At 38.5% G+C, this 20,885-nt stretch carries 19 protein-coding genes, 1 tRNA gene and 1 rRNA gene; 17 read left to right on the forward strand and 4 right to left on the reverse strand.

Annotated elements, in window-relative coordinates; all coding sequences use genetic code 11:
• The first annotated feature begins 90 nt into the window (after positions 1–90).
• Positions 91–206: ribosomal RNA gene (rrf, locus tag AC1DSK_RS14845) — 5S ribosomal RNA — on the forward strand.
• A 749-nt stretch (positions 207–955) separates the two neighbouring features.
• On the opposite strand, the gene AC1DSK_RS14850 is transcribed toward rrf, so the two are convergent.
• Entirely contained in the window at positions 956–2,413 is a 1,458-nt protein-coding gene (locus tag AC1DSK_RS14850) for an S-layer homology domain-containing protein (RefSeq protein ID WP_477548508.1), read from the reverse strand.
• A 204-nt stretch (positions 2,414–2,617) separates the two neighbouring features.
• Between AC1DSK_RS14850 and AC1DSK_RS14855 the strand changes: the two genes are divergently transcribed.
• The 5 genes from AC1DSK_RS14855 (at position 2,618) to tsaD (ending at position 5,477) form a co-directional block, all read left to right on the forward strand.
• Positions 2,618–2,693, forward strand: a tRNA-Asp gene (locus AC1DSK_RS14855).
• 160 nt (positions 2,694–2,853) lie between these two features.
• Complete coding sequence (gene tsaE / locus AC1DSK_RS14860; protein WP_477548509.1) at positions 2,854–3,306, forward strand: tRNA (adenosine(37)-N6)-threonylcarbamoyltransferase complex ATPase subunit type 1 TsaE; 453 nt, start codon at positions 2,854–2,856, stop codon at positions 3,304–3,306.
• A complete protein-coding gene (gene tsaB / locus AC1DSK_RS14865) occupies positions 3,303–4,013 on the forward strand; it encodes a tRNA (adenosine(37)-N6)-threonylcarbamoyltransferase complex dimerization subunit type 1 TsaB (protein WP_477548510.1) in 711 nt (236 codons plus the stop codon). Before tsaE ends, tsaB begins: the two co-directional genes overlap by 4 nt.
• The gene (rimI, locus tag AC1DSK_RS14870) at positions 4,006–4,461 is read left to right on the forward strand and encodes a ribosomal protein S18-alanine N-acetyltransferase (RefSeq protein WP_477548511.1); all 456 of its coding nucleotides are present in this window, start codon (positions 4,006–4,008) and stop codon (positions 4,459–4,461) included. Before tsaB ends, rimI begins: the two co-directional genes overlap by 8 nt.
• A complete protein-coding gene (gene tsaD, locus AC1DSK_RS14875) occupies positions 4,458–5,477 on the forward strand; it encodes a tRNA (adenosine(37)-N6)-threonylcarbamoyltransferase complex transferase subunit TsaD (RefSeq protein ID WP_477548512.1) in 1,020 nt (339 codons plus the stop codon). The genes rimI and tsaD overlap by 4 nt, the downstream gene beginning before the upstream one ends.
• A 337-nt stretch (positions 5,478–5,814) precedes the next feature.
• On the opposite strand, the gene AC1DSK_RS14880 is transcribed toward tsaD, so the two are convergent.
• Positions 5,815–7,746, reverse strand: coding sequence for an ABC-F family ATP-binding cassette domain-containing protein (locus tag AC1DSK_RS14880; RefSeq protein WP_477548513.1), 1,932 nt, complete (start codon positions 7,744–7,746; stop codon positions 5,815–5,817).
• Positions 7,747–7,870: 124 nt separating this feature from the next.
• Here AC1DSK_RS14880 and AC1DSK_RS14885 point away from each other — a divergent pair, with 124 nt between their 5' ends.
• From AC1DSK_RS14885 to tatC, 3 genes are all read left to right on the forward strand, one after another.
• Positions 7,871–8,527, forward strand: a complete 657-nt coding sequence (locus AC1DSK_RS14885) for a redox-sensing transcriptional repressor Rex (RefSeq protein ID WP_477548514.1) — start codon at positions 7,871–7,873, stop codon at positions 8,525–8,527.
• A 63-nt stretch (positions 8,528–8,590) separates the two neighbouring features.
• The gene (gene tatA, locus AC1DSK_RS14890; RefSeq protein WP_477548515.1) at positions 8,591–8,785 is read left to right on the forward strand and encodes a twin-arginine translocase TatA/TatE family subunit; all 195 of its coding nucleotides are present in this window, start codon (positions 8,591–8,593) and stop codon (positions 8,783–8,785) included.
• 21 nt (positions 8,786–8,806) lie between these two features.
• Positions 8,807–9,586 (forward strand): twin-arginine translocase subunit TatC, encoded by a 780-nt coding sequence (tatC, locus tag AC1DSK_RS14895; protein ID WP_477548516.1) that lies wholly within the window; start codon positions 8,807–8,809, stop codon positions 9,584–9,586.
• Between the two features lie 32 nt (positions 9,587–9,618).
• On the opposite strand, the gene AC1DSK_RS14900 is transcribed toward tatC, so the two are convergent.
• Entirely contained in the window at positions 9,619–10,350 is a 732-nt protein-coding gene (locus AC1DSK_RS14900) for a lysostaphin resistance A-like protein (RefSeq protein WP_477548517.1), read from the reverse strand.
• Between the two features lie 195 nt (positions 10,351–10,545).
• On the opposite strand from AC1DSK_RS14900, the gene groES reads away from it, so the two are divergent.
• Together groES and groL are read left to right on the forward strand one after the other, a co-directional pair.
• A complete protein-coding gene (gene groES / locus AC1DSK_RS14905) occupies positions 10,546–10,830 on the forward strand; it encodes a co-chaperone GroES (RefSeq protein ID WP_016429475.1) in 285 nt (94 codons plus the stop codon).
• 31 nt (positions 10,831–10,861) lie between these two features.
• Positions 10,862–12,490, forward strand: coding sequence for a chaperonin GroEL (gene groL, locus AC1DSK_RS14910; protein ID WP_016429474.1), 1,629 nt, complete (start codon positions 10,862–10,864; stop codon positions 12,488–12,490).
• Between the two features lie 463 nt (positions 12,491–12,953).
• On the opposite strand, the gene AC1DSK_RS14915 is transcribed toward groL, so the two are convergent.
• Complete coding sequence (locus AC1DSK_RS14915; protein ID WP_477548518.1) at positions 12,954–14,165, reverse strand: AraC family transcriptional regulator; 1,212 nt, start codon at positions 14,163–14,165, stop codon at positions 12,954–12,956.
• 134 nt (positions 14,166–14,299) lie between these two features.
• Here AC1DSK_RS14915 and AC1DSK_RS14920 point away from each other — a divergent pair, with 134 nt between their 5' ends.
• The 6 genes from AC1DSK_RS14920 to AC1DSK_RS14945 all read left to right on the forward strand — a co-directional run bounded on the left by AC1DSK_RS14920 (position 14,300) and on the right by AC1DSK_RS14945 (position 20,643).
• On the forward strand, positions 14,300–16,741 hold the full coding sequence (locus AC1DSK_RS14920) for a glycoside hydrolase family 3 C-terminal domain-containing protein (RefSeq protein ID WP_477548519.1): 2,442 nt from the start codon (positions 14,300–14,302) through the stop codon (positions 16,739–16,741).
• Positions 16,742–16,760: 19 nt separating this feature from the next.
• Positions 16,761–17,864 (forward strand): alpha/beta hydrolase, encoded by a 1,104-nt coding sequence (locus AC1DSK_RS14925; protein ID WP_477548520.1) that lies wholly within the window; start codon positions 16,761–16,763, stop codon positions 17,862–17,864.
• A 376-nt stretch (positions 17,865–18,240) separates the two neighbouring features.
• Positions 18,241–18,750 carry a DUF3189 family protein gene (locus AC1DSK_RS14930; protein ID WP_477598340.1) on the forward strand — a complete coding sequence of 170 codons (510 nt, stop codon included), beginning with the start codon at positions 18,241–18,243 and terminating at the stop codon, positions 18,748–18,750.
• 442 nt (positions 18,751–19,192) lie between these two features.
• Complete coding sequence (locus AC1DSK_RS14935) at positions 19,193–19,672, forward strand: DUF2975 domain-containing protein (RefSeq protein ID WP_477548522.1); 480 nt, start codon at positions 19,193–19,195, stop codon at positions 19,670–19,672.
• A 10-nt stretch (positions 19,673–19,682) separates the two neighbouring features.
• Complete coding sequence (locus AC1DSK_RS14940; RefSeq protein WP_016429471.1) at positions 19,683–19,904, forward strand: helix-turn-helix domain-containing protein; 222 nt, start codon at positions 19,683–19,685, stop codon at positions 19,902–19,904.
• A 331-nt stretch (positions 19,905–20,235) separates the two neighbouring features.
• Complete coding sequence (locus AC1DSK_RS14945) at positions 20,236–20,643, forward strand: hypothetical protein (protein ID WP_477548523.1); 408 nt, start codon at positions 20,236–20,238, stop codon at positions 20,641–20,643.
• Positions 20,644–20,885: the final 242 nt, after the last annotated feature.

Genomic DNA, 20,885 nt, shown 5'->3' on the forward strand with positions numbered 1-20,885 from the left:
ACTAATCGATCGAGGACTTAACCAAAATGAATTTGAATGGTTTTCAATGACCCGTTTATCCAGTTTTGAGTGAACAAACACTCAAAAAAGTCTAGTGATAATGGCAAAGAGGTCACACCCGTTCCCATACCGAACACGGAAGTTAAGCTCTTTAGCGCCGATGGTAGTTGGGGGTTTCCCCCTGTGAGAGTAGGACGTCGCTAGGCAAAGTAAAAAACCGGTACCTTTCGAGGTATCGGTTTTTTTGTGATCTTTTTTAATGTTTGAAAGGAGCGCAGCGGAAACAAGACCATTAAGTTTTATGGCCAGCCATATTTTGAACCCTAACTCCTAAATGGGAGACATTCCGCTGACGCTGCATGGCTCTTTTCTGTTGGAGAGGGATTCTTTAGAACAAGTCGATAAAAAGACGTCGATGGGTTCAGCAAGTAAACTTGCGAGTGAGACGGCTTTGAGCGATAAAGTGGTTCATATGAGCGATAAATTCCCAGTATGAGCGATAAGTACCGTTATCTGAGCGATAAATATAGGAAAGCAACTTTCCAGAACAAAATCTTGTTTCATGCGCCAACTTAACTTGCCTTATGAGACACGACAATTTGATAAGCCACAAAATGGGAGCCACTCCACTGACGTTGCATGGCTCTTTTTTGTTGGAGAGGGATTCTTTAGAGCAAGTAGATAAAAAGACATCGATGGGTTCAACAAGTAAACTTGCGAGTGAGTGAGACGGGTTTGAGCGATAAAGTTCATATGCGCGATAAATGTCCAGTGTGAGCTATAAATATAGGAAAGCAACTTTCAAGAATAAAAACTTGTTTCAAAGACCAACATAACTCTTCTTATGAGACTGCCAATCTATCATTTCGTTCACGATGACGTCTTTTTTCTCTCAGGAGAGGAAAATGTATATTACAAAAAAGCCTTGCAGATTGGTCATCTGCAAGGCAAATAATTATTTAATGTATTTTGAAGCAATGTAGCCATAGTAAGTCTTGCCATTTTGCTCCACTTTGACAGGATACCATGCAAAAGTATTGGTAGAATACGTTTTTTCGTCATAAACAAGACCTCCAAGGATGATGATTTGGTCTTTAGACGTGATTGTCGCTATTTCTTTAGAGGAAGTTCCAGGAGATGGACGTAGTCGGCCATCATACAGCACAGTATCGTTTCCAGCTTCGAACATTTCTTTCGATAAAGTTCTGTCGGCTGCCGAGACTTCATAATGCATTTTCTTGAACTCGATATTCGCTGTTGAATTTTTATCGTATTGGAAATCAGACGTTCTCATGTCCTTGGGAACAAGATTAACATTCGATAATTCATAGGCTGAATACAATAAACTGTAAACACCTTCTTGATAAGCTGTAGTGTTTGTTAGACCGCTATCTTGGTAGAGTGGGCTGTTTTTAGGTTTAATCCCATTGTACGCCATTACTGCAAAGTACCAGCTTTGCAATTCTTCTCGATTCATTTCACCGATTGATGGCAGATTTTTATTTTTGAAGTTCGTGTTCAACATATCTACTCCAGCATAAATGTTATACGCAAGATCAGATTTTAATAGGTCTACATTGTATCCGGCGGTAGTTGTGATCTGCATCAATCCAATCCCACCATCAGGTGTAATGACAGGAGTACCATCCGAATTAAATTGTTTCCACTGTCCACTTTCTTTTGTAGCAACTGACTTTACAATTTCCGGTGGAATACCTGCTTTGAGCGCTTCTCGCGTCAATAAACAGTTAACTGTTTGTCGATTCGGGTTCTTGTTCGTAACATCATAACCACAAGCTTTTACAGATAACTTGAAGTTCTTATCCGCAGGGTTTAAAGCACGTGCCAGTAGAGAAGAAAATTCACTACGGGTCAATTTTTTAGATGGTTTGAATGTTCCATCCTTATAGCCTTCAGTGACACCCGCGGCTAACAACTTGCGGATAGCAGAGTAAGATTTAGTATTGATAGATATATCTGAGAAAGAAATGACCTCTTCGTCTTTTAATTTAAAAGCCCTAGCGATCATTAATGCCATTTGGCCACGATCAACAGTTGCATATGGATTGAATTTTCCATTGCTGCCTTGGATGATGCCTAGGTCAGCGGCTGACTGGACTGCACCTGAGAAGTCATCAGTTATATTAACGTCTGGGAAATCAGTATCTCTTGGCTTTGTATCTAAATCCAACGCTCTAGCAATCATTAAAGCAGCAGCTGCACGTGAAACCGTATCTTCCGGACCGAAACGTCCGTCCCCATATCCATTAATTATTCCTTCTTTAGATAAATACATGATCATGTCATAAGTAGCACCAGGTTTCACATCCGTAAACCCTTCAGCATTTGCTTGTCCAACATTTGCTGTTAATATCAGAACAAATGAAAATAGTAAAACATAAATCTTCTTCACTCATATCCTCTCCCTTTATCAATAGAATAACAATAATGGAATATAATTGGTACATTTTTCAATGTTTACTTATTTCTAGAACGTAAACATTCTTCCAAACTCTACTATCAGCAAGCACGAAAAAAAACTTTAAAAGTTTTTTCGAAAAACTATTGTAATATTTTCATACATTGGTATAATAAATCTTGTCGTTAAATATTGTGTGGTCCCGTGGTGTAGCGGTTAACATGCCTGCCTGTCACGCAGGAGATCGCGGGTTCGATTCCCGTCGGGACCGCCATTTATCTTAAATTTACAATCCGCAAAGAAAGGAAACTTTCTCTGTGGATTTTTTTGTATAATTAAAAAGCCCATCGCTTTACGCTGCTCTTGTTCAAATAAAGTGAAGTATTGCGGTGGATTCGGTACACTAGAGAAAACATCAGTGAGGTACTAAATATATGACTTATATAAAACGAGTCACATCACTTGAAGAAACTGAACAATTTGGCCAGCGATTAGGGTCTCTTGTTCAAGCACAAGATGTGATTACACTTGAAGGCGATCTTGGCGCAGGAAAGACGACTTTTACAAAGAGCTTTGCAAAAGGATTAGGCGTCGAGCGTAATGTGAACAGCCCAACCTTTACGATATTAAAGCAATATGAAGGCCGCTTGCCTTTCAATCATATGGATGTTTATCGTCTAGCTGACAGTGAAGAAGACTTAGGTTGGGATGAATTGTTTTACGGAGATGCCGTAACGGTGATTGAGTGGGCAAAGTTGATTGAATATGATTTGCCGAAAGAGCGTTTGCAAATCGAAGTTTTCTACGAAGATGAATTTGCTCGACGTTTTGAAATTACGCCTATAGGTGAACGCTATGAGCAATTATGTAAGGAGTTATTTGCATGATATGGTTAGGGATTGATACATCGAATGTGCCATTGACGATAGCGGTAGTTAAAGACAATCATTTATTGGTTGAATGGACAAGCTCGATAAAAGTAACGCATTCTGTAGGGGCTATGCCTGCTGTAGAAGAAGCATTAAGACAAGCGGATATTAAACCGAATGAACTGGATGCAATTGCCGTAGCAGAAGGCCCAGGATCCTACACAGGAGTTCGCATAGGGGTCACAATAGCAAAAACTTTGGCTTGGACGTTGAAAATTCCGGTTGTTGGGGTTTCAAGTCTTCAAACGCTTGCTGGCAACGGTTCACTTTTCAATGGAATCATTTGTCCAATTATGGATGCTAGAAGACAAAATGTATTTTCAGCCATTTATACGAATGAGCTGGAATCTATTCTGCCAGATGGTCATTATGCGTTGGAAGCAGTGTTGGAAGAGTTGGCGACGACAGAAGAAGATATTTTGTTTGTAGGGAAAGATGTAGCGATTCACTGGGAAGCCATTCAACAAGTTTTAGGTGAACGTGCTATTCGTGCACCATTTCATCAGGACTTGCCAAAAGGTTCTGTGGTAATTGAGCAAGCAATGATGAAACCATTGCCTTCAATAGAAGAAACGCATCATTTCGTACCGGATTATAAACGGATTACGGAAGCTGAAACAAACTGGCGTGCTGAACAGCAAAAGGCTGGTCAAACGTATGAGTGAATCAGTCAGCTATAGAAAAATGACCTTTGACGATATTGACGGGGTCTTGAGAATTGAACAGGAAGCCTTCAGTCAACCGTGGACACGCGATGCGTTCGTTCAGGAGATGACAACAAACCTGCATGCGTATTATGTAGTCGCTGAAGATGAAGATCAACAAATTGTAGGTTTCTGTGGGATGTGGCTCGTAATGGATGAAAGCCATATCACAAACGTCGCAGTGACCGAGCATGTGAAAGGCCAAGGAATCGGGGTAGGACTTATGCGTGAAGCGATTCGAGTGGCAAAAGAGCATGGTGTGGTGCTGATGACGTTGGAAGTACGAGTTAGTAATACGATCGCTCAAAATCTGTACCGTAAATTAGATTTTCAAAATGGTGGAATCCGAAAAGGTTATTATTCAGATAATCATGAGGATGCACTGGTGATGTGGGTGGAATTCAAATGACGAAAGATCAAATTATATTAGGTATTGAAACGAGTTGTGATGAGACGGCTGCATCAATTGTGCGTAATGGAAGAGAAATCGTATCCAACGTCGTTTCATCTCAAATCGAAAGCCATAAACGCTTCGGGGGAGTAGTCCCAGAAATCGCTTCTCGACACCATGTAGAGCAAGTGACAATCGTGATTGAAGAAGCGTTGAAGCAAGCGAACATGCAACCAAGTGATTTGGATGCTGTAGCTGTTACCGAAGGACCAGGACTTGTCGGTGCATTGCTAATCGGTATCAATGCCGCAAAAGCATTCGCATTCGCAAATCAATTGCCCCTAGTTGGGGTTCATCATATTGCAGGACATATTTATGCAAATCAGTTAGTGGAGCCTATGCAATTTCCTTTATTGGCCCTGGTCGTATCAGGCGGGCATACGGAAATTGTATTAATGAAAGAACATGGGTCGTTTGAGCTGATTGGAGAAACGCGCGATGACGCGGCAGGGGAAGCGTATGACAAAGTAGCGAGAGTGTTGAAGCTTCCTTATCCAGGTGGTCCGCATATTGACAGGCTAGCGCATGAAAGCGAAGAAGCTATCGCATTTCCACGTATTTGGTTAGAAGAAGGATCGTATGATTTCAGCTTCAGCGGCTTGAAGTCATCTGTCATAAATTATATGCATAATGCTGAACAGCGTGGGGAAGAGATTAAACCACAAGCGGTTGCTGCAGGTTTCCAGAACAGTGTGGTTGAAGTGCTCACAGAGAAGACATTGCGTGCAGCCAAGCAATTTAACGCTAAGCAAGTAATTGCAGCTGGTGGAGTTTCTGCGAACAAAGGATTGCGAAAATCGCTGGAAGACACTTTTGCAAAAGAAGGAATTCCGTTTACAGTTCCACCTTTGTTTTTATGTACCGATAATGCGGCAATGATTGCTGCTGCTGGCTCCGTTATGTTCGAAAAAGGGATTACAAGTACACTGGCAATGAACGGCAGACCGGGTATGACATTATTCGACTGGAATTAAGAAGGATCGATTCTCTAATAAAAGAGAATCGATTCTTTTTTTAGCAAAAATGAATTGTGATGTCAATAGAGAACATCTGTACTTATGCACATTTTGTGGACAACTTGTGTATAAGTGACTGGAATTCAATATATAGTGGTACGATTTACATTGAAGTATGTGTATAAAAACTTTTTTCCCTGTGGATAGTGTGCATAAGTCTGTTGATAGATTGATATATCAGCCTTTTGCATGTGAATAAATTTGTGGAAAGAAAAATGTCGAAATTTGTACTTGACCCATATATATGGGTCTTAAATAGTAAGGAAATACCGCATGTTTTGACATGCGGTAACAGTTAATATGATTCTAACTCTTCTTCTAATTCAACCCATTCTGTCATGAATGTTTCTTGTTCTTCTTTATAAGCATCTAGCTCTGTTTGAAGGGTCATTAATTGCGTATGATCTTGGAAAATGGCTGGGTCACATAATTTTTCTTCCACAGCATTAATTTGTTCCTCAATTGTTTGTAATTGAGTTTCAAGTTCTTCCAAGCGTCTTGTGATTTGTCGTTCCCGTTTCTTTGCCTCTTTATCGATGGTAGAAGTGGATTGCTTCGCCGTTGCAGCTTCTATTGCTTTAGGACCTGCTTGCTCAGCTCGAATTTCTTCTAACTCTTTTTTCTTTTCGACATAGTAATCGTAATCACCTAAATATTCAAAGGCACCATCACTTGATAACTCAATCACTTTCGTGGCAATCCGGTTAATAAAGTAGCGGTCATGTGATACGAATAGGATCGTACCGGGATAATCGATTAAGGCATTCTCCAGTACTTCTTTGCTATCAAGATCCAAATGGTTAGTTGGCTCATCGAGAATCAAGGTGTTGGCTTTCAGCATCATCAGTTTCGCCAAAGCAACACGCGCTTTTTCACCGCCTGATAATGAAGAAATCGATTTAGTCACATCATCACCACTGAACAGGAATCGTCCTAACACATTCCGGACATCTTTCTCATTCATTAATGGCCATTCGTCCCACAATTCTCTCAGTACGGAGCGAGTTCCCGTCAATTTTGCCTGTTCCTGGTCATAGTAACCGAATTGAACATTGGTCCCGTAATGTATGGATCCATCAATCGGTGGGATATCCTTAACCACCGTTTTCAGTAAAGTGGATTTCCCGACACCGTTCGGTCCGACCAGGGCGATGCGGTCTTCACGGAATACACGGAGATTGACGTCCTGAGAGACAGGTTTCCCAGAATAACCGACTGTTACATCCTGCACTTTCAAGACGTCATTGCCACTTTGACGGTCAATAGAAAATCCGAAATTCGCAGATTTTTCATCCCCGTCCGGCGAATCCATCCAATCCGTTTTCTCCAATACTTTGCGACGCGACTGTGACATCTTAGTCGTGGAAGCCCGTGCAAGGTTACGTTGAACAAAATCTTCAAGTTTAGCTTTTTCCTCTTGTTGCTTATCAAATGTTTTCATATCGCGTTCGTACGTCTTGGCCTTTTCATCCAAGTAAGCACTATAATTACCTACAAAACGTTTCACTTTGTGACGGGAAACTTCATATACAAAGTTCACGACTTGATCAAGGAAGTAACGGTCATGCGAAACGATAAGTATCGCACCAGGATATCCTTGAAGATAACGCTCCAGCCAACTGAGCGTATCGATGTCCAAATGGTTCGTCGGCTCATCAAGAATCAGTAAATCTGGCTTTGTTAATAATAATTTAGCCAATGCCAGTCGAGTTTTTTGACCACCCGATAGCGATTGAATTGGTTTTGTGTATTCTTCAGGGAAGAATTGCATTCCGTGAAGGACGGAACGGGTATCCGCTTCATACTGATAGCCACCGGAGTCTTTGAATGCCACTTGTTTATTGTCATAGTCAGACATGATACGCGCATAAGACTCAGCGTTTTCATATACTTCGGGATTCGCCATTTGCTGTTCCAGGGAACGCAATTCTCTTTCAGCAGCCCGGTGATGCTCAAAAATGGTCATCATTTCGTCCCAAATGGATAAGTCGGAGTCAATGCCTGCATGTTGTTCCATATAACCGACTTTTGTGCCTTTAGGAATGATGATTTCTCCAGAGTCATACGACATTTCACCTGCAATGATTTTCAGGAGTGTCGACTTTCCGGCACCGTTTCGTCCGACTAAAGCCACACGGTCACGATGGTTGATTTCAAGTTTGACACCGCTTAATATTTCATCGACGACAAACGATTTATATAATTGATTCACTTGTAAGACAATCATGAATTCCACCTCAGTTCTCACTTAGTTTAATGGATGCCAGGAACTCATGCAACGACTGAACTTTACTTCTCTCATCTACTCATGTAAGATGAAAGCGATTTCGCTTGAATGCAGGAGGAACGGCATGAAACAAGAACCGCTTAAAATTCCACAAGCTACAACTAAAAGATTACCTCTCTATTACCGATTCATCCAAAACTTCTCGAACGCAGGGAAGAAAAGGGTATCTTCACAGGAACTGAGTGAAGCGATGAAAATAGATTCAGCAACTATTCGCCGGGACTTTTCACATTTTGGTGCGTTAGGCAAAAAAGGTTACGGTTATGATGTGCCAAATCTGTTGGCATTTTTCCGTCAAACACTCGATCAGGATGAAGAAACGAATGTCGCATTAATAGGTGTAGGTAGTTTAGGGACGGCATTTCTGAAATACAACTTCCATAAAAATCATAACACCCGAATTGTAGTGGCATTTGATACAAGTGCAACGGAAGATGGGATGATGCTTAGTGACATCCCGATCTTCGAGCCAAGCAAGCTAGAAGAAAAAATACAGGAATACGGAATCGAACTCGTGATTTTAACCGTGCCTTCAAGAGCAGCGCAGGAAGTAACGGACCGATTAACGAAAACATCCGTAAAAGGGATTTTGAACTTCACGCCGATTCGTCTGACTGTCCCTGATACGATACGTGTTCATACCATTGATTTGTCAGTAGAGCTGCAAACACTGATTTACTTCATTAAACAGGATGAAGAAACGTTCACACATAATTCATAGAAGCAAATAGCAAACTAAGCAAAAATGCGTTAAAATAAATATAGACACGAGGAGGTGCCTATCATGCCTACAGGTCCATTGAGTATTTTATTGATTGTGGTAGTGGCTTTACTTGTATTCGGTCCGAAAAAGCTTCCTGAACTGGGACGAGCATTCGGCAGTTCGCTTCGCGAATTCAAAAATGCAACAAGAGGTCTAGTCGATGACGACGAAGATGACGATCATAATAAGAAGAAAAAGATAGAAGAAGATAAGTAAGTACGTTAGGGTGTTTTTCTGATGGAAGAAAGAGACATGACTACAGTTGAACATATTATTGAATTAAGAAAACGACTGATGATAATCGTCGTTTTCTTTGTTATAGCAGTGATCATCAGCTATTTCCTGGCTGGCCCACTGATAGAATTTTTGCAGGTAAGTGAAGAAGCACGCAACATAACATTGAATGCATTTAAAATTACGGATCCATTTAAAATATTAATTTCCGTAATGATGGTTTTGGCAATAGTCATGACATCCCCACTCATTTTATATCAAATTTGGGCATTCATTTCTCCAGGACTCTATCAAAAAGAGCGAACGGCAACTCTTAGCTACATTCCGTTTATCTTTTTGTTATTTATAGCAGGGGTTTCATTTTCCTACTATGTCGTATTCCCATTTGTCATCCATTTCATGGCTGACTTATCAGCTGATCTGAACATTGTACAGACAATCGGGATCAATGAATACTTCGAATTCCTGTTTCAATTGACCATTCCATTCGGTTTTGTTTTCCAAATGCCGGTTATCTTGCTGTTCCTGACACGATTAGGGATTTTGACACCGATGATGCTGACCAAGTATCGCAAGTATATTTACCTTGTGCTTGTGGTGGTTGCGGATATTTTAACGCCACCAGATATTATGTCGCACGTTTTGGTTACACTTCCTCTCATCGTGCTGTTTGAATTCAGCATTGTCATAGCCAAAATAGGCTATCGCAAATATATAAAGGCAGAAGCTCTTCAAAAAATCGAAGAAGCGAAACGCCAAAATGAAAGCCTTCCACCTCTATAATGGTGGAAGGCTTTTTGCTTTTAGTGCTTTTCTTATTGTGAATTGGATAGTGATTCTAAATACTTTTGATAGCGTTCAATGTTCTCCATATTTAATTGAATCAATACGACAAACCCATTCAACAGCATATGGGAGATGATCGAAGTCAAAATTCGTCTAGTTTTATAGTATAAAAATGCGAATATAAATCCTGACACGGCATAGAGTAAAAGGTGTGTGAAATCAAAATGGATAATCGCAAATACGATGGCACTCACTGCACCTGCAATGAAGAAATTTGTTTTTTGGACAAGGTTTCCGAAAATGACCCGTCTGAAAATCAGTTCTTCAAGAATAGGGGCAAACAAGGCAATCGCAAAAATCGCCATTGGCACTGCTTCGGCAATTTGTATTAGTGAAGCGGTATTTTCGGATTCCTGCTCGATGCCAAAGGATTGTTCAATAAGCGAGGCAATGGCTTGTCCGAAGAGAACCATAAAGAAACCGGCAATTCCCCAAAGAATCGAAGCGGGGACAGAACTCTTTTTACCCTTTAAGTGATTTAAAAAAGCACCATCTTTACGAATGATTAGTAAAACAATAAGTGTGGCCACTGCCATGCTCAGGAACACCCACCAGCCACTTGCTAACAACTTGGCTTGCTCGATTGTCATGCCTTCCTGACCTTTCAAATAGCTGAAAATGAGGGGAGCAAATAAGGCGCCAGACAGTTGCATTACGATGTAAACCAATATGAGATAAAACGCTGTTTTGTTATTTTTCACAGATAGTTTCCTTTCATCAAAAGAAGTTCTCTTCCTATTGTATTGTTTTTCGTGAGTCCTCGCAAAGAATACAAAAAATCTGTATGTTCCCACTTGCAAAAATGTGAGTGATTCATTATGATAGGAATTGTGTTAGCACTCAAGGAGAGAGAGTGCTAATAAAATAATTACTACCATTCAAGGAGGTTGTTTCACTTGTTAAAACCATTAGGCGATCGTATTGTAATCGAATTAATCGAAGCTGAGGAAAAAACTGCATTCGGTATCGTACTTCCAGACTCTGCTAAAGAGAAGCCGCAGGAAGGCAAAGTAGTTGCTGTAGGAACTGGTCGTGTACTGGATAACGGCACACGTGTTGAGTTGGATGTAAAAGAAGGCGACAAAATCATCTTCTCTAAATACGCAGGTACTGAAGTGAAATTTGAAGGTAATGAATTCTTGATTTTACGTGAAAATGATATTTTAGCAATTGTAGGCTAATACTTAAACATATTTTAGGAGGGTTTACAAAATGGCAAAAGAAATTAAATTCAGTGAAGACGCACGCAGTTTGATGCTTCGTGGTGTAGATAAATTGGCGGATGCTGTAAAAGTAACGCTTGGACCAAAAGGACGTAACGTCGTTCTTGAGAAAAAATTCGGTTCACCACTTATTACTAACGATGGTGTAACGATTGCAAAAGAGATCGAACTTGAAGATCCATTTGAAAACATGGGAGCTAAGCTTGTAGCTGAAGTTGCTTCTAAAACAAATGAAATCGCAGGTGACGGTACAACTACGGCAACAGTTCTTGCACAAGCGATGATTCGCGAAGGCTTGAAAAACGTAACAGCTGGCGCTAACCCAGTCGGTATCCGTAAAGGTATCGAAAAAGCGGTTGCTGCTGCAGTTACTGAGTTAAAAGAAATCTCTAAAGAAATCGAAGGCAAAGAATCGATTGCTCAAGTAGCATCTATTTCTGCTGCTGACGAAGAAGTTGGTCAATTGATTGCGGAAGCAATGGAACGCGTTGGAAACGATGGCGTTATCACAATTGAAGAATCTAAAGGATTCACAACTGAGCTTGATGTAGTGGAAGGTATGCAGTTTGATCGCGGATATGCATCTCCATACATGGTTACGGATTCAGAGAAAATGGAAGCTATTTTAGAAAATCCATATATCTTGATCACGGACAAAAAAATCACAAGCATTCAAGAGATTCTTCCAGTATTAGAACAAGTGGTTCAACAAGGTAAACCATTGATCTTGATTGCTGAAGACGTTGAAGGCGAAGCTTTAGCTACATTAGTAGTGAACAAATTACGTGGCACATTCAATGCAGTTGCTGTAAAAGCACCTGGATTCGGCGACCGTCGTAAAGCTATGTTGGAAGACATCGCGGTTCTTACAGGTGGCGAAGTAATCACTGAAGAACTTGGTTTAGACTTGAAGTCTGCTAACATCACTCAATTAGGTCGCGCAGCGAAAGTTGTGGTAACGAAAGAAAACACAACAATCGTTGAAGGTGCTGGCCAACCAGAAAAAATTTCGGGTCGCGTAAGCCAAATCCGTTCACAATTAGAAGATACTACTTCTGAATTCGATAAAGAAAAATTACAAGAACGTTTAGCAAAACTTTCAGGTGGTGTTGCCGTGATTAAAGTCGGTGCAGCAACTGAAACAGAACTAAAAGAGCGCAAACTTCGCATTGAAGATGCACTGAACTCTACACGTGCGGCTGTTGAAGAAGGTATCGTTTCTGGTGGTGGTACTGCACTAGTTAACGTCTACAACAAAGTTGTGGAAGTAACTTCTGATGCAACAGGTGACGTTGCAACTGGTGTGAAAATTGTTCTTCGTGCTCTTGAAGAGCCAGTTCGTCAAATCGCAAACAACGCAGGTCTTGAAGGTTCAATCATTGTGGATCGTTTGAAACGTGAAGAAATCGGTATTGGTTTCAACGCAGCAAACGGCGAATGGGTGAACATGATGGAAGCGGGTATCGTGGATCCAACTAAAGTTACTCGTTCTGCACTTCAAAACGCAGCATCTGTAGCAGCCATGTTCCTAACTACTGAAGCAGTAGTAGCGGAAATCCCAGACAAAAATGCAGGCGGCGGCATGCCTGACATGGGCGGAATGGGCGGCATGATGTAACTTGCCCTTCCAGCCCTTGATATATAAGGGTTTGTATGTAAGGTGAGAGTGAAATGCTAACATTTTGCTAAAATATAGGATTTTAATCGAGGCTTCTCATGAGTTCAGCGAACTTTTGGGAAGCTTCTTTTATATATATGTAAAATAAGACAGGAAAGACAATCCTAAAGAGAGTAAAGAAAGTGAAACCGAATGGTTCAAATGGCCTTCAACAGATTCAGGTGGAAGAATATTACATAAGTAGATTAGGAACATACCGTTTATTACAGAATTAAATAAGGGAAAATTAGAGGAATTGAGATGAAAAATCTTAATCCCTCTTTTTTTAATTGTCTGATTTATGAAGAATTGCTACGGATGTTCTTTAAAGAGATTTCAAAGCATCTGCAAAAACGGTCTGTTTCTAAGGCTCTATGAAAACCCAATTCTATATAATGATTATAAAAAACAGATACAAAGCAAATTATAAATCTGACTTTGCGTTCCTATATCTGTTTGGGGTTATGCCGGTACATTTTTTAAATACTGTTTGAAAATGACTTTGCGAGGAAAAAGCCAGATGTAATGCAATTTCAGCATTACTTTTGTTAGTAAACTGCAGTAAGCGCTGAGATTCTAAAATTTTTTCTTGCAAAATATATTGTGTTAAGGTAATACCGGTTTGCTTATGAAACTGATTACTCAAGCGGGAGCGTGATATTCCGAATTCGGCAGCTATTTCTTCAATCTTGATATTGTTAAACAAATTTATGGAAACATAATTTGCACATTTTAAAAATAATTTAGAAGAGCTATTGCAATTATATTTCACCTGTTTTGTACGTTCGGCAAACTCTAATAACATTTGCTTGATTAATGGGTATATGGATGCAGCATTGCGAAGCATTTCCAACTTTTGAATATACAAATCAGATAAATGGAATGCAGTCTGGACATTTAATCCCCCTTCGATTGAGGCCCGAGAAGCTACGGTCGCGCAAGAAATTCCCATGTTCTTAAGTTGGCGCAAGGTATCATTGGCCATTGTTCCGGCCTTTATTTTTGGAAAGGCACTGAATAATTCTTTTAAAGCGTCAGGCTGACCATTTTTTATATAGAACAATAGCATTTTTTCATTTTGATAGTTATCGATAAAAAGAGTACTGGATTCTTTTTCACCAGAAAAAAATAATGTATTCTGCATACTGCTATTCATAATATCATCTTGATGATTTTCTGATTTTGTTTCTACAAATACGTCTTCTACAAAAAGTGGATTCTTATTGATAGTGGAAGCAATAAAGGAAAGGAGCCATCCTATACGTTCGGCAGAAATAGAGGGGGCGCACTTCAGTTTACCAATATATTCTTCATGATATTTTTCTTTTACATCCAATAAAAATAAAAGGTTATCTAATTTATTTTTGTCATTCGTTAAAATGGAAGATGGACCTATCACAATTCGATAATCATCATCCAATGAAACATAACCATAAAATTGAAACAGATCGGTAGTAATGATACCGGCAATATGCTCAGACTGTAGCATGTTTTTCTCATAAAGCAGAAAAGGATCCGGATTCATGGGATATATCGAGTAGTAGTAGACTTGATTTTCTCTTTGGTAAAGTCTGACAGAAGCACTTGTGGATTTGGCAAGTGCTTTACTTAAATATCTTAATTCATTTAAATTCATGTTTATTACCCACTTTCTAAAGGGGCGTGCCTTTTATATAATTTTGAAAACAAATTTGAAATACAAGTATTACTTTATCGTATAAAATTTAATTATTCAAAAAATATATCGCGCGCATAAGGGATGGAGTTAGCATGGAAAAAGTCAATCGTACGTTAAAAAGTGTTTTACCAAGAGCAAAGGAACTTGTGAAGAAGATGTCTCTTGAAGAAAAAGCCAGTCTTTGTTCGGGAAAGAATTTCTGGAATACAAAAGAAATAGAACGTCTTGGAATAAAATCAATGATGGTAACGGATGGTCCCCACGGTTTACGTAAACAGGCAGGAGATTCCGATCACTTGGGTATTAATAATTCGGTATCAGCTACTTGTTTCCCTACGGCTGTAGCAACAGCCTGCAGCTTTGACCGTGATTTATTATATGAAATGGGTATTGCACTTGGAGAGGAATGTGTACAAGAGGAGGTTGCTGTGATTCTGGGACCGGGAGCCAATATAAAGCGCAGTCCGCTTTGTGGCCGTAACTTTGAATACTTTTCAGAAGATCCGCTTCTGACTGGAGAAATGGCTGCTGCACTCATTGGTGGGATACAGAGTAAAAACATAGGTACCAGCCTGAAGCATTATCTTGCGAACAATCAGGAAAAAGCGCGTCTTATCTCAAATTCGGTAATTGATGAGCGGGCATTGAGAGAAATATATCTTACCGGATTTGAAATAGCGATAAAGAAAGCGCAACCTTGGACATTGATGTGTTCATATAATAAGATAAACGACATTTATGCTTCTGGACACAAACTTCTTATGACAGACATTCCTCGCGGTGAATGGGGATTTGAGGGAGCCATAGTAACGGACTGGGGAGCTATGAATGACAGGGTTGAAGGTATCCAGGCGGGACTTGATTTGGAGATGCCAGCTTTTGATGGAGCTTCGGACCGATTGATTGTTGATGCGGTTCGAGCAGGGAAATTGGACGAAAAACTTGTTGATCTTAGTGCTGTGCGAATGACGGCTATCGCACTACAGGCAGAGAAAACACAGGCAACACCTTATGATGCAGAAGCACATAATGAATTGGCACGACGTGTTGCACGTGAAAGTGCAGTGTTGTTGAAGTTAGGAAATGTACTACCGGTAGATAAAAATAAGAAGATTGCTTTAATAGGTGAATTTGCCAAGGTTCCCCGTTATCAAGGGGCAGGAAGCTCAAAGATATCTCCAACCCGGAACACTTCCGTAACTGATGCCTTTGATGCGGAAAATATAAGCTATTCTTTTGCACCAGGTTATTCGGCCACAAGTGAAGAACCGAATGAAGCTTTGATTACCGAAGCACTTGGAGTAGCAAAAGAAGCGGATGTGATATTTGCTTTTGTTGGATTACCGGATAGCTATGAAAGCGAGGGGTTTGACCGTACTCATTTAAATATGCCAAAAGCACACACTAGATTGATAGATGAACTGGTTGCTACCGGACAAAAGATAGTGGCTGTCATAAGTGCAGGGGGAGTTGTAAATATTCCGTGGCGTGACAAAGTTGATTCAATACTTTTGATGAATCTTTCGGGACAAAACAGTGGTTACGCCGCATATGATTTGCTTTTTGGGGATTATTCTCCAAGTGGTAAACTAGCAGAAACCTATCCGTTAACACTTACTGAAACCCCTAGTATTGCTCATTTTGGCACAGGAGGCAATATTGAATACCGGGAAAGTATCTATGTGGGATATCGTTACTATGATAAAGCGCAAAAACAGGTGATGTATCCGTTTGGGCACGGACTTTCCTATACAACATTTACCTATTCGGGATTAAAGCTTAGTGCAATGAAGATTGGAGACAGAGATACACTTCAAGTAGAGGTGGTCGTTACCAATACCGGAAAGCAGGCTGGAAAGGAAATTGTTCAGTTGTATATTTCAGCACCCGAAAGTACTATATATAAACCTATGCGTGAACTTAGAGATTTTGCAAAAGTGGAATTGCAGATGAATGAAAGTAAGACGGTTACATTTACATTGGAAAGGCGTGCATTTGCTTACTTTAATATTAATGTAAAAGACTGGTTTGTGGAAAGCGGCGATTATAAGATTGAAATTGGTGCATCGTCAAGAGATATACGATTGAATGATACGGTTACTGTTGATAGCAGTCAAGAGGGAGCGATACCTGATTATCGTACAGCAGCACCGGGCTATTACAATCTTTTACAACCAGGAACTTATGATGTCCCAAAGGAACAATTTGAGGAAGTTTTAGGAAGAAAAGTACCGGAAGAGCGTTTCCTAAGACCCTTTACGCCCAATTCTACGCTAGGAGATATCAGAGTTCACTGGATTGGACGTATGATGAATAAGCAAGTAGAAAAGTCGACAATGAAAATGTTCGCAGGGGACGAGGGTGATTCAAGTGACATTGTGAAGATGATACAGGAAATGGCAGTAGATATGCCACTGCGTCAGCTGGGTATGTTGTCACAAGGTTCGTTATCAGTTAAAAGGATTGAGGGACTCATAGATATAATGAATGGACATATTCTAAAGGGAATCCGTGGATTGATGAAAAATAGGTGAAAAAGCGTGGTGTATAGTTATGGAAAGAAGGTACTCAAAAGAATTATTAGATAAGCTTGTTGAACGTGAAGAAACCATTATGCTGAAGGGTGTAGAGGTTCTAGTTAAAAACTTGCCAGACAGTGATGAAAAAGGTGCAATGGATCCACGTCTGTATAAAGATATGAAAAATCAGCTTTTATTAATGAAATATATGCCCAAATTTTTAATGAAGATGGACATTTCACCAAAAGGAATTAAAAGGCTTCGGAAAATGTTTAATGGGATAAAAAGTAATCCTATCGTTCAAAAGAATATTGAAATAGAACATAGACATGTGACAGGAGAAGATGGGAATCAGATTCCGATAAGAATTTATACATCAGAAACAATGAGAAAAAATGCCCCGGTTTTATATTTCATCCATGGTGGAGGATTCTTTGGAGGTACTCCTGATGTTGTAGAGGAGTTTGTTAAGTTAATAGTAGAGAATACAGATATCCTTGCAGTGTCAGTTGATTATAGGCTTGCGCCAGAGAATCCATACCCAGCAGGTCATAAAGATTGTTATTCTACTTTACAATGGATTTATAATAATGCAGAAAGTTTAGGTGGGGATAGGGGTAATATTTTTGTTGCAGGGGATAGTGCAGGAGGTAATTTAACACAATATTGTACAACCAGGGATATGGAAGATGGATTAGGAATGGTAAAGGGACAACTGTTACTTTATCCGACAGTAAACATGGCTGGAATTGAAGATGAGCATTACAAATGGAGCATTGATGAATATGAGATGTCGCCTAAACATAGATCAGGTATTAAAATGATGTTAGACATGTTTGGCTCACTAGAATCATTAGGGAATATATTAGGGACTACAGAAATAGATAATGAATATTTAACGCCATATAAGAGAAATCCTAAGGGCTTACCGCCAACCTTTATTACAGTAGGTGAACATGATTATCTCAAGGTAGAAAGCCTAGCCTATGCAGTAAAGTTGGCAAAGGCAGGGGTAGAAACGAAAACGGTTTTATATAAAGGTCTTGGACATGCGTATGCTGATAATGTAGGAGTCTATCCTCAAAGTGAGGATTGTGCAATTGAAATGGGTAAATTTATTTTAGAAAATTCAAAGTAAAAGGACAGGGATATTCGGCAGAAGAAATAAAGAATGGCTAATTAAATTTATTCTTTTACAGTATTCATATTATTGAGAACTTTGTTATGAACTTCAATTTTTTTTATAAACCCTAAATGCTAACATTTTGCTAACGCAATCCAGTGAAAAATAGTAAATTCTCGTTAAAGATGTTACAGCTCAGATTTCTCAAAATATTGATATACCGCACTTTTCGCACAAAAGGAACTTCCACCCGGACGTTCCTTTTATTTCGCTCTCAGAATATTAAATGCAGCATAAGCAGCGTTGTTTTTTATGTAAATCAAAAGAATTGAGTTTAGATTTAGATTTAATGCCCATAATAATCTAATAAAACAATTCAAAGGATGATATTGTGATTTATATATATAATGACTATGGTGGAACTCATACTACAGCTCTGGCAGCTGCATATCATTTAAAAGAAATTATCCAATCAGAACGAGAACTGACAAAAGAAGAAATATTAAGTGTAAACTATTTCAATAAGTTAACTAAAAAGGATTTTGGAAACATCATTTTCCATGGGATAGATGAAAATGGAGACCCAGTGTATACAATAGGTCGGAAATCTTCCAAACTTGTTGTTCCAGCAATGAAAAATTTAATTTTATTGATTCAAAGTAAACATCAATTTCATGAACAAATAATCTTCTCCAATACATCACCAACTGTACCATTAGCGATGTCGATTGGGGGTTTTTTTTCTAGAGGATTAAAAATTGATTTTATTGGTGTGCCATTATTAGTTATTGGTGCAAAACAATGTTGTGATAATATTTTTCGGTTGGTAGAAAATACAAAACAAATAGCCCAAAACAATAAGGATGAAGTGATTATTTTAGAAAATAACGAATTTAAGTAATACTTTTTAATTCATTTATTTCTGTTATAAAAAAATTCTTTAACATGTCAGAGATTGTTGGTTTACAGTAGGAACATTATGCGCAACATTGTTAACACAGATTGAGGTGTGTTTTTTATGCTCATTATTAAAAGGAATTTTCAACAATTCACCACGAGACATCTTAAGCTAGGTAGAAGAGCAGCGGATATTGTAATTTTGCTACATAGTGTATATGATTAGAGGCTTCACATAAATTGTTCAAATTTATGTGAAGTCTCTTTTTTATTTCTTTAGTTCGAATACTGATATCATTCAAGAGGGAATGCTTTTTTTCATTGTCTAAAATTAAAGGAATATTTATATAACAGCAAGAATATAATTGAAAAGGATAATAATTTATTGTAAAACGATAAACATCCTGTTAAAATCAAATTGAAAATAAATAGGAGAGGTGCTTTATATGAAACGAGAAACACTCTTTTTAAAGGTAGTTATTTTTCTTATGGGAATTCCGATTCTTGCTTTATGTATATTTGTGTTGCCTGAGTTCGCTGACCTTTACACAGAATTCGAAAATAGGCTGGCTTATTTGCAATATCCTGTTTTAATATGTATGTATGCATCGGCGATCCCGTTTTTCTTCGCTCTGTATCAGGCATTAAGACTTTTAAGTTATATTGACAAGAACGAAGCTTTCTCGGAATTATCTGTAAAGGCTTTAAAGAATATAAAATACTGTGCAATGACAATCAGTATCTTATATGTGGCAGTATTGCCAGCCATATTTCTTGTAGCAGATGCAGACGATGCCCCTGGACTCATAGTAATCGGAATGGTCATTATTTTTGCTTCAATTGTGATTGCAGTCTTTGCTGCTGTTCTTCAAAAGATATTAATAAATGCCATAAATATAAAATCAGAAAATGATTTAACGGTCTGAGGTGAGTAAAATGGCGATTATAATCAATATTGATGTGATGTTGGCTAAAAGAAAAATGAGCGTAACAGAGCTGTCGGAGAGGGTTGGAATCACAATGGCTAACCTTTCTATATTGAAAAATGGAAAGGCAAAAGCAATTCGATTATCAACTTTAGAAGCTATTTGTAAGGCTTTGGACTGTCAGCCTGGGGATATTTTAGAATACAAAAGTGACATAGACACACTGGGATAATAAGATTAGAAAACAAATTTAATCAACTAACGAGATGCGTTGATCCAAGAAGGATTAACGTATTTTTTGTTGAACTTATTTAACTAACGGGGCAGGTTAGTGTAAAAAGTAGTAGTTTCTTTTGGTACCCTTAACAGAGGATGATGGATATGTTTTTCTGTAATAAAGAAGATGTTAAGATTGAATATTCAATGGAAGAATTTTCAAAGGTAAGAGCAATGCATTAAACATTCCAATAAAAGAAAACTTGCATTTAAAACAGATGATTGAACCTAATAATTCTATTAAGAAAATGATAGTGTAAAAAGGTTTTAAGGAGATAGGTGATTAAATGAAAGACAAATACAAATTAAAAGACCCTTCAAAAAAATATATTGAAGTAGTAGAACAAGCTAATTCTTTGTACGGTTTGTTTTCGAGGAAGAAAAAATTAAGAGCGATAGAGTTTTTAAAAAGTAAATTAAATGACGAAGATTTCGAAGTAGAGGAATTAGCTAGTGGATTTATATTCATAGGCTATTTATATCAAGAAATTAAAGAATATGAATCTGCAGCATTTTACTTTAGTAAAGGTTACAGCTTAGGTAAAGACGTCCTATTTCCTTATAACTCTGAATTAAAAAAAGTATTAAAAACTTTTCTAAAAGCAAGTCGAAAAGATTTATATGATTATTGGCGTTCAGATTTTTTAAAGCGAATTCTTTACGACAAAAAATTCAACAAATTGATGAATTCATAACTCCTCTACTCCTCTTATTAAACTAACGGGTGCTTTAGTTGAATAAGAAAAAAGAAAAAAGCTAACGTCTGAGAAAAGACGTTAGCTTTCAGTATTTATAGGTATGCTCCGCATTTACCGTTTTAACGCAAATAACCCACCATTCCTGTAACGCCCAAAACCCTTGAAGTATAAAGGTTTTAGGCGTTTTTTGTTTAGGTGTTAAGGTTATAGAAAGAAGGATTAACGTATTTTTTGTTGAA

Source organism: Paenisporosarcina sp. P4_B8 (assembly GCF_056402175.1).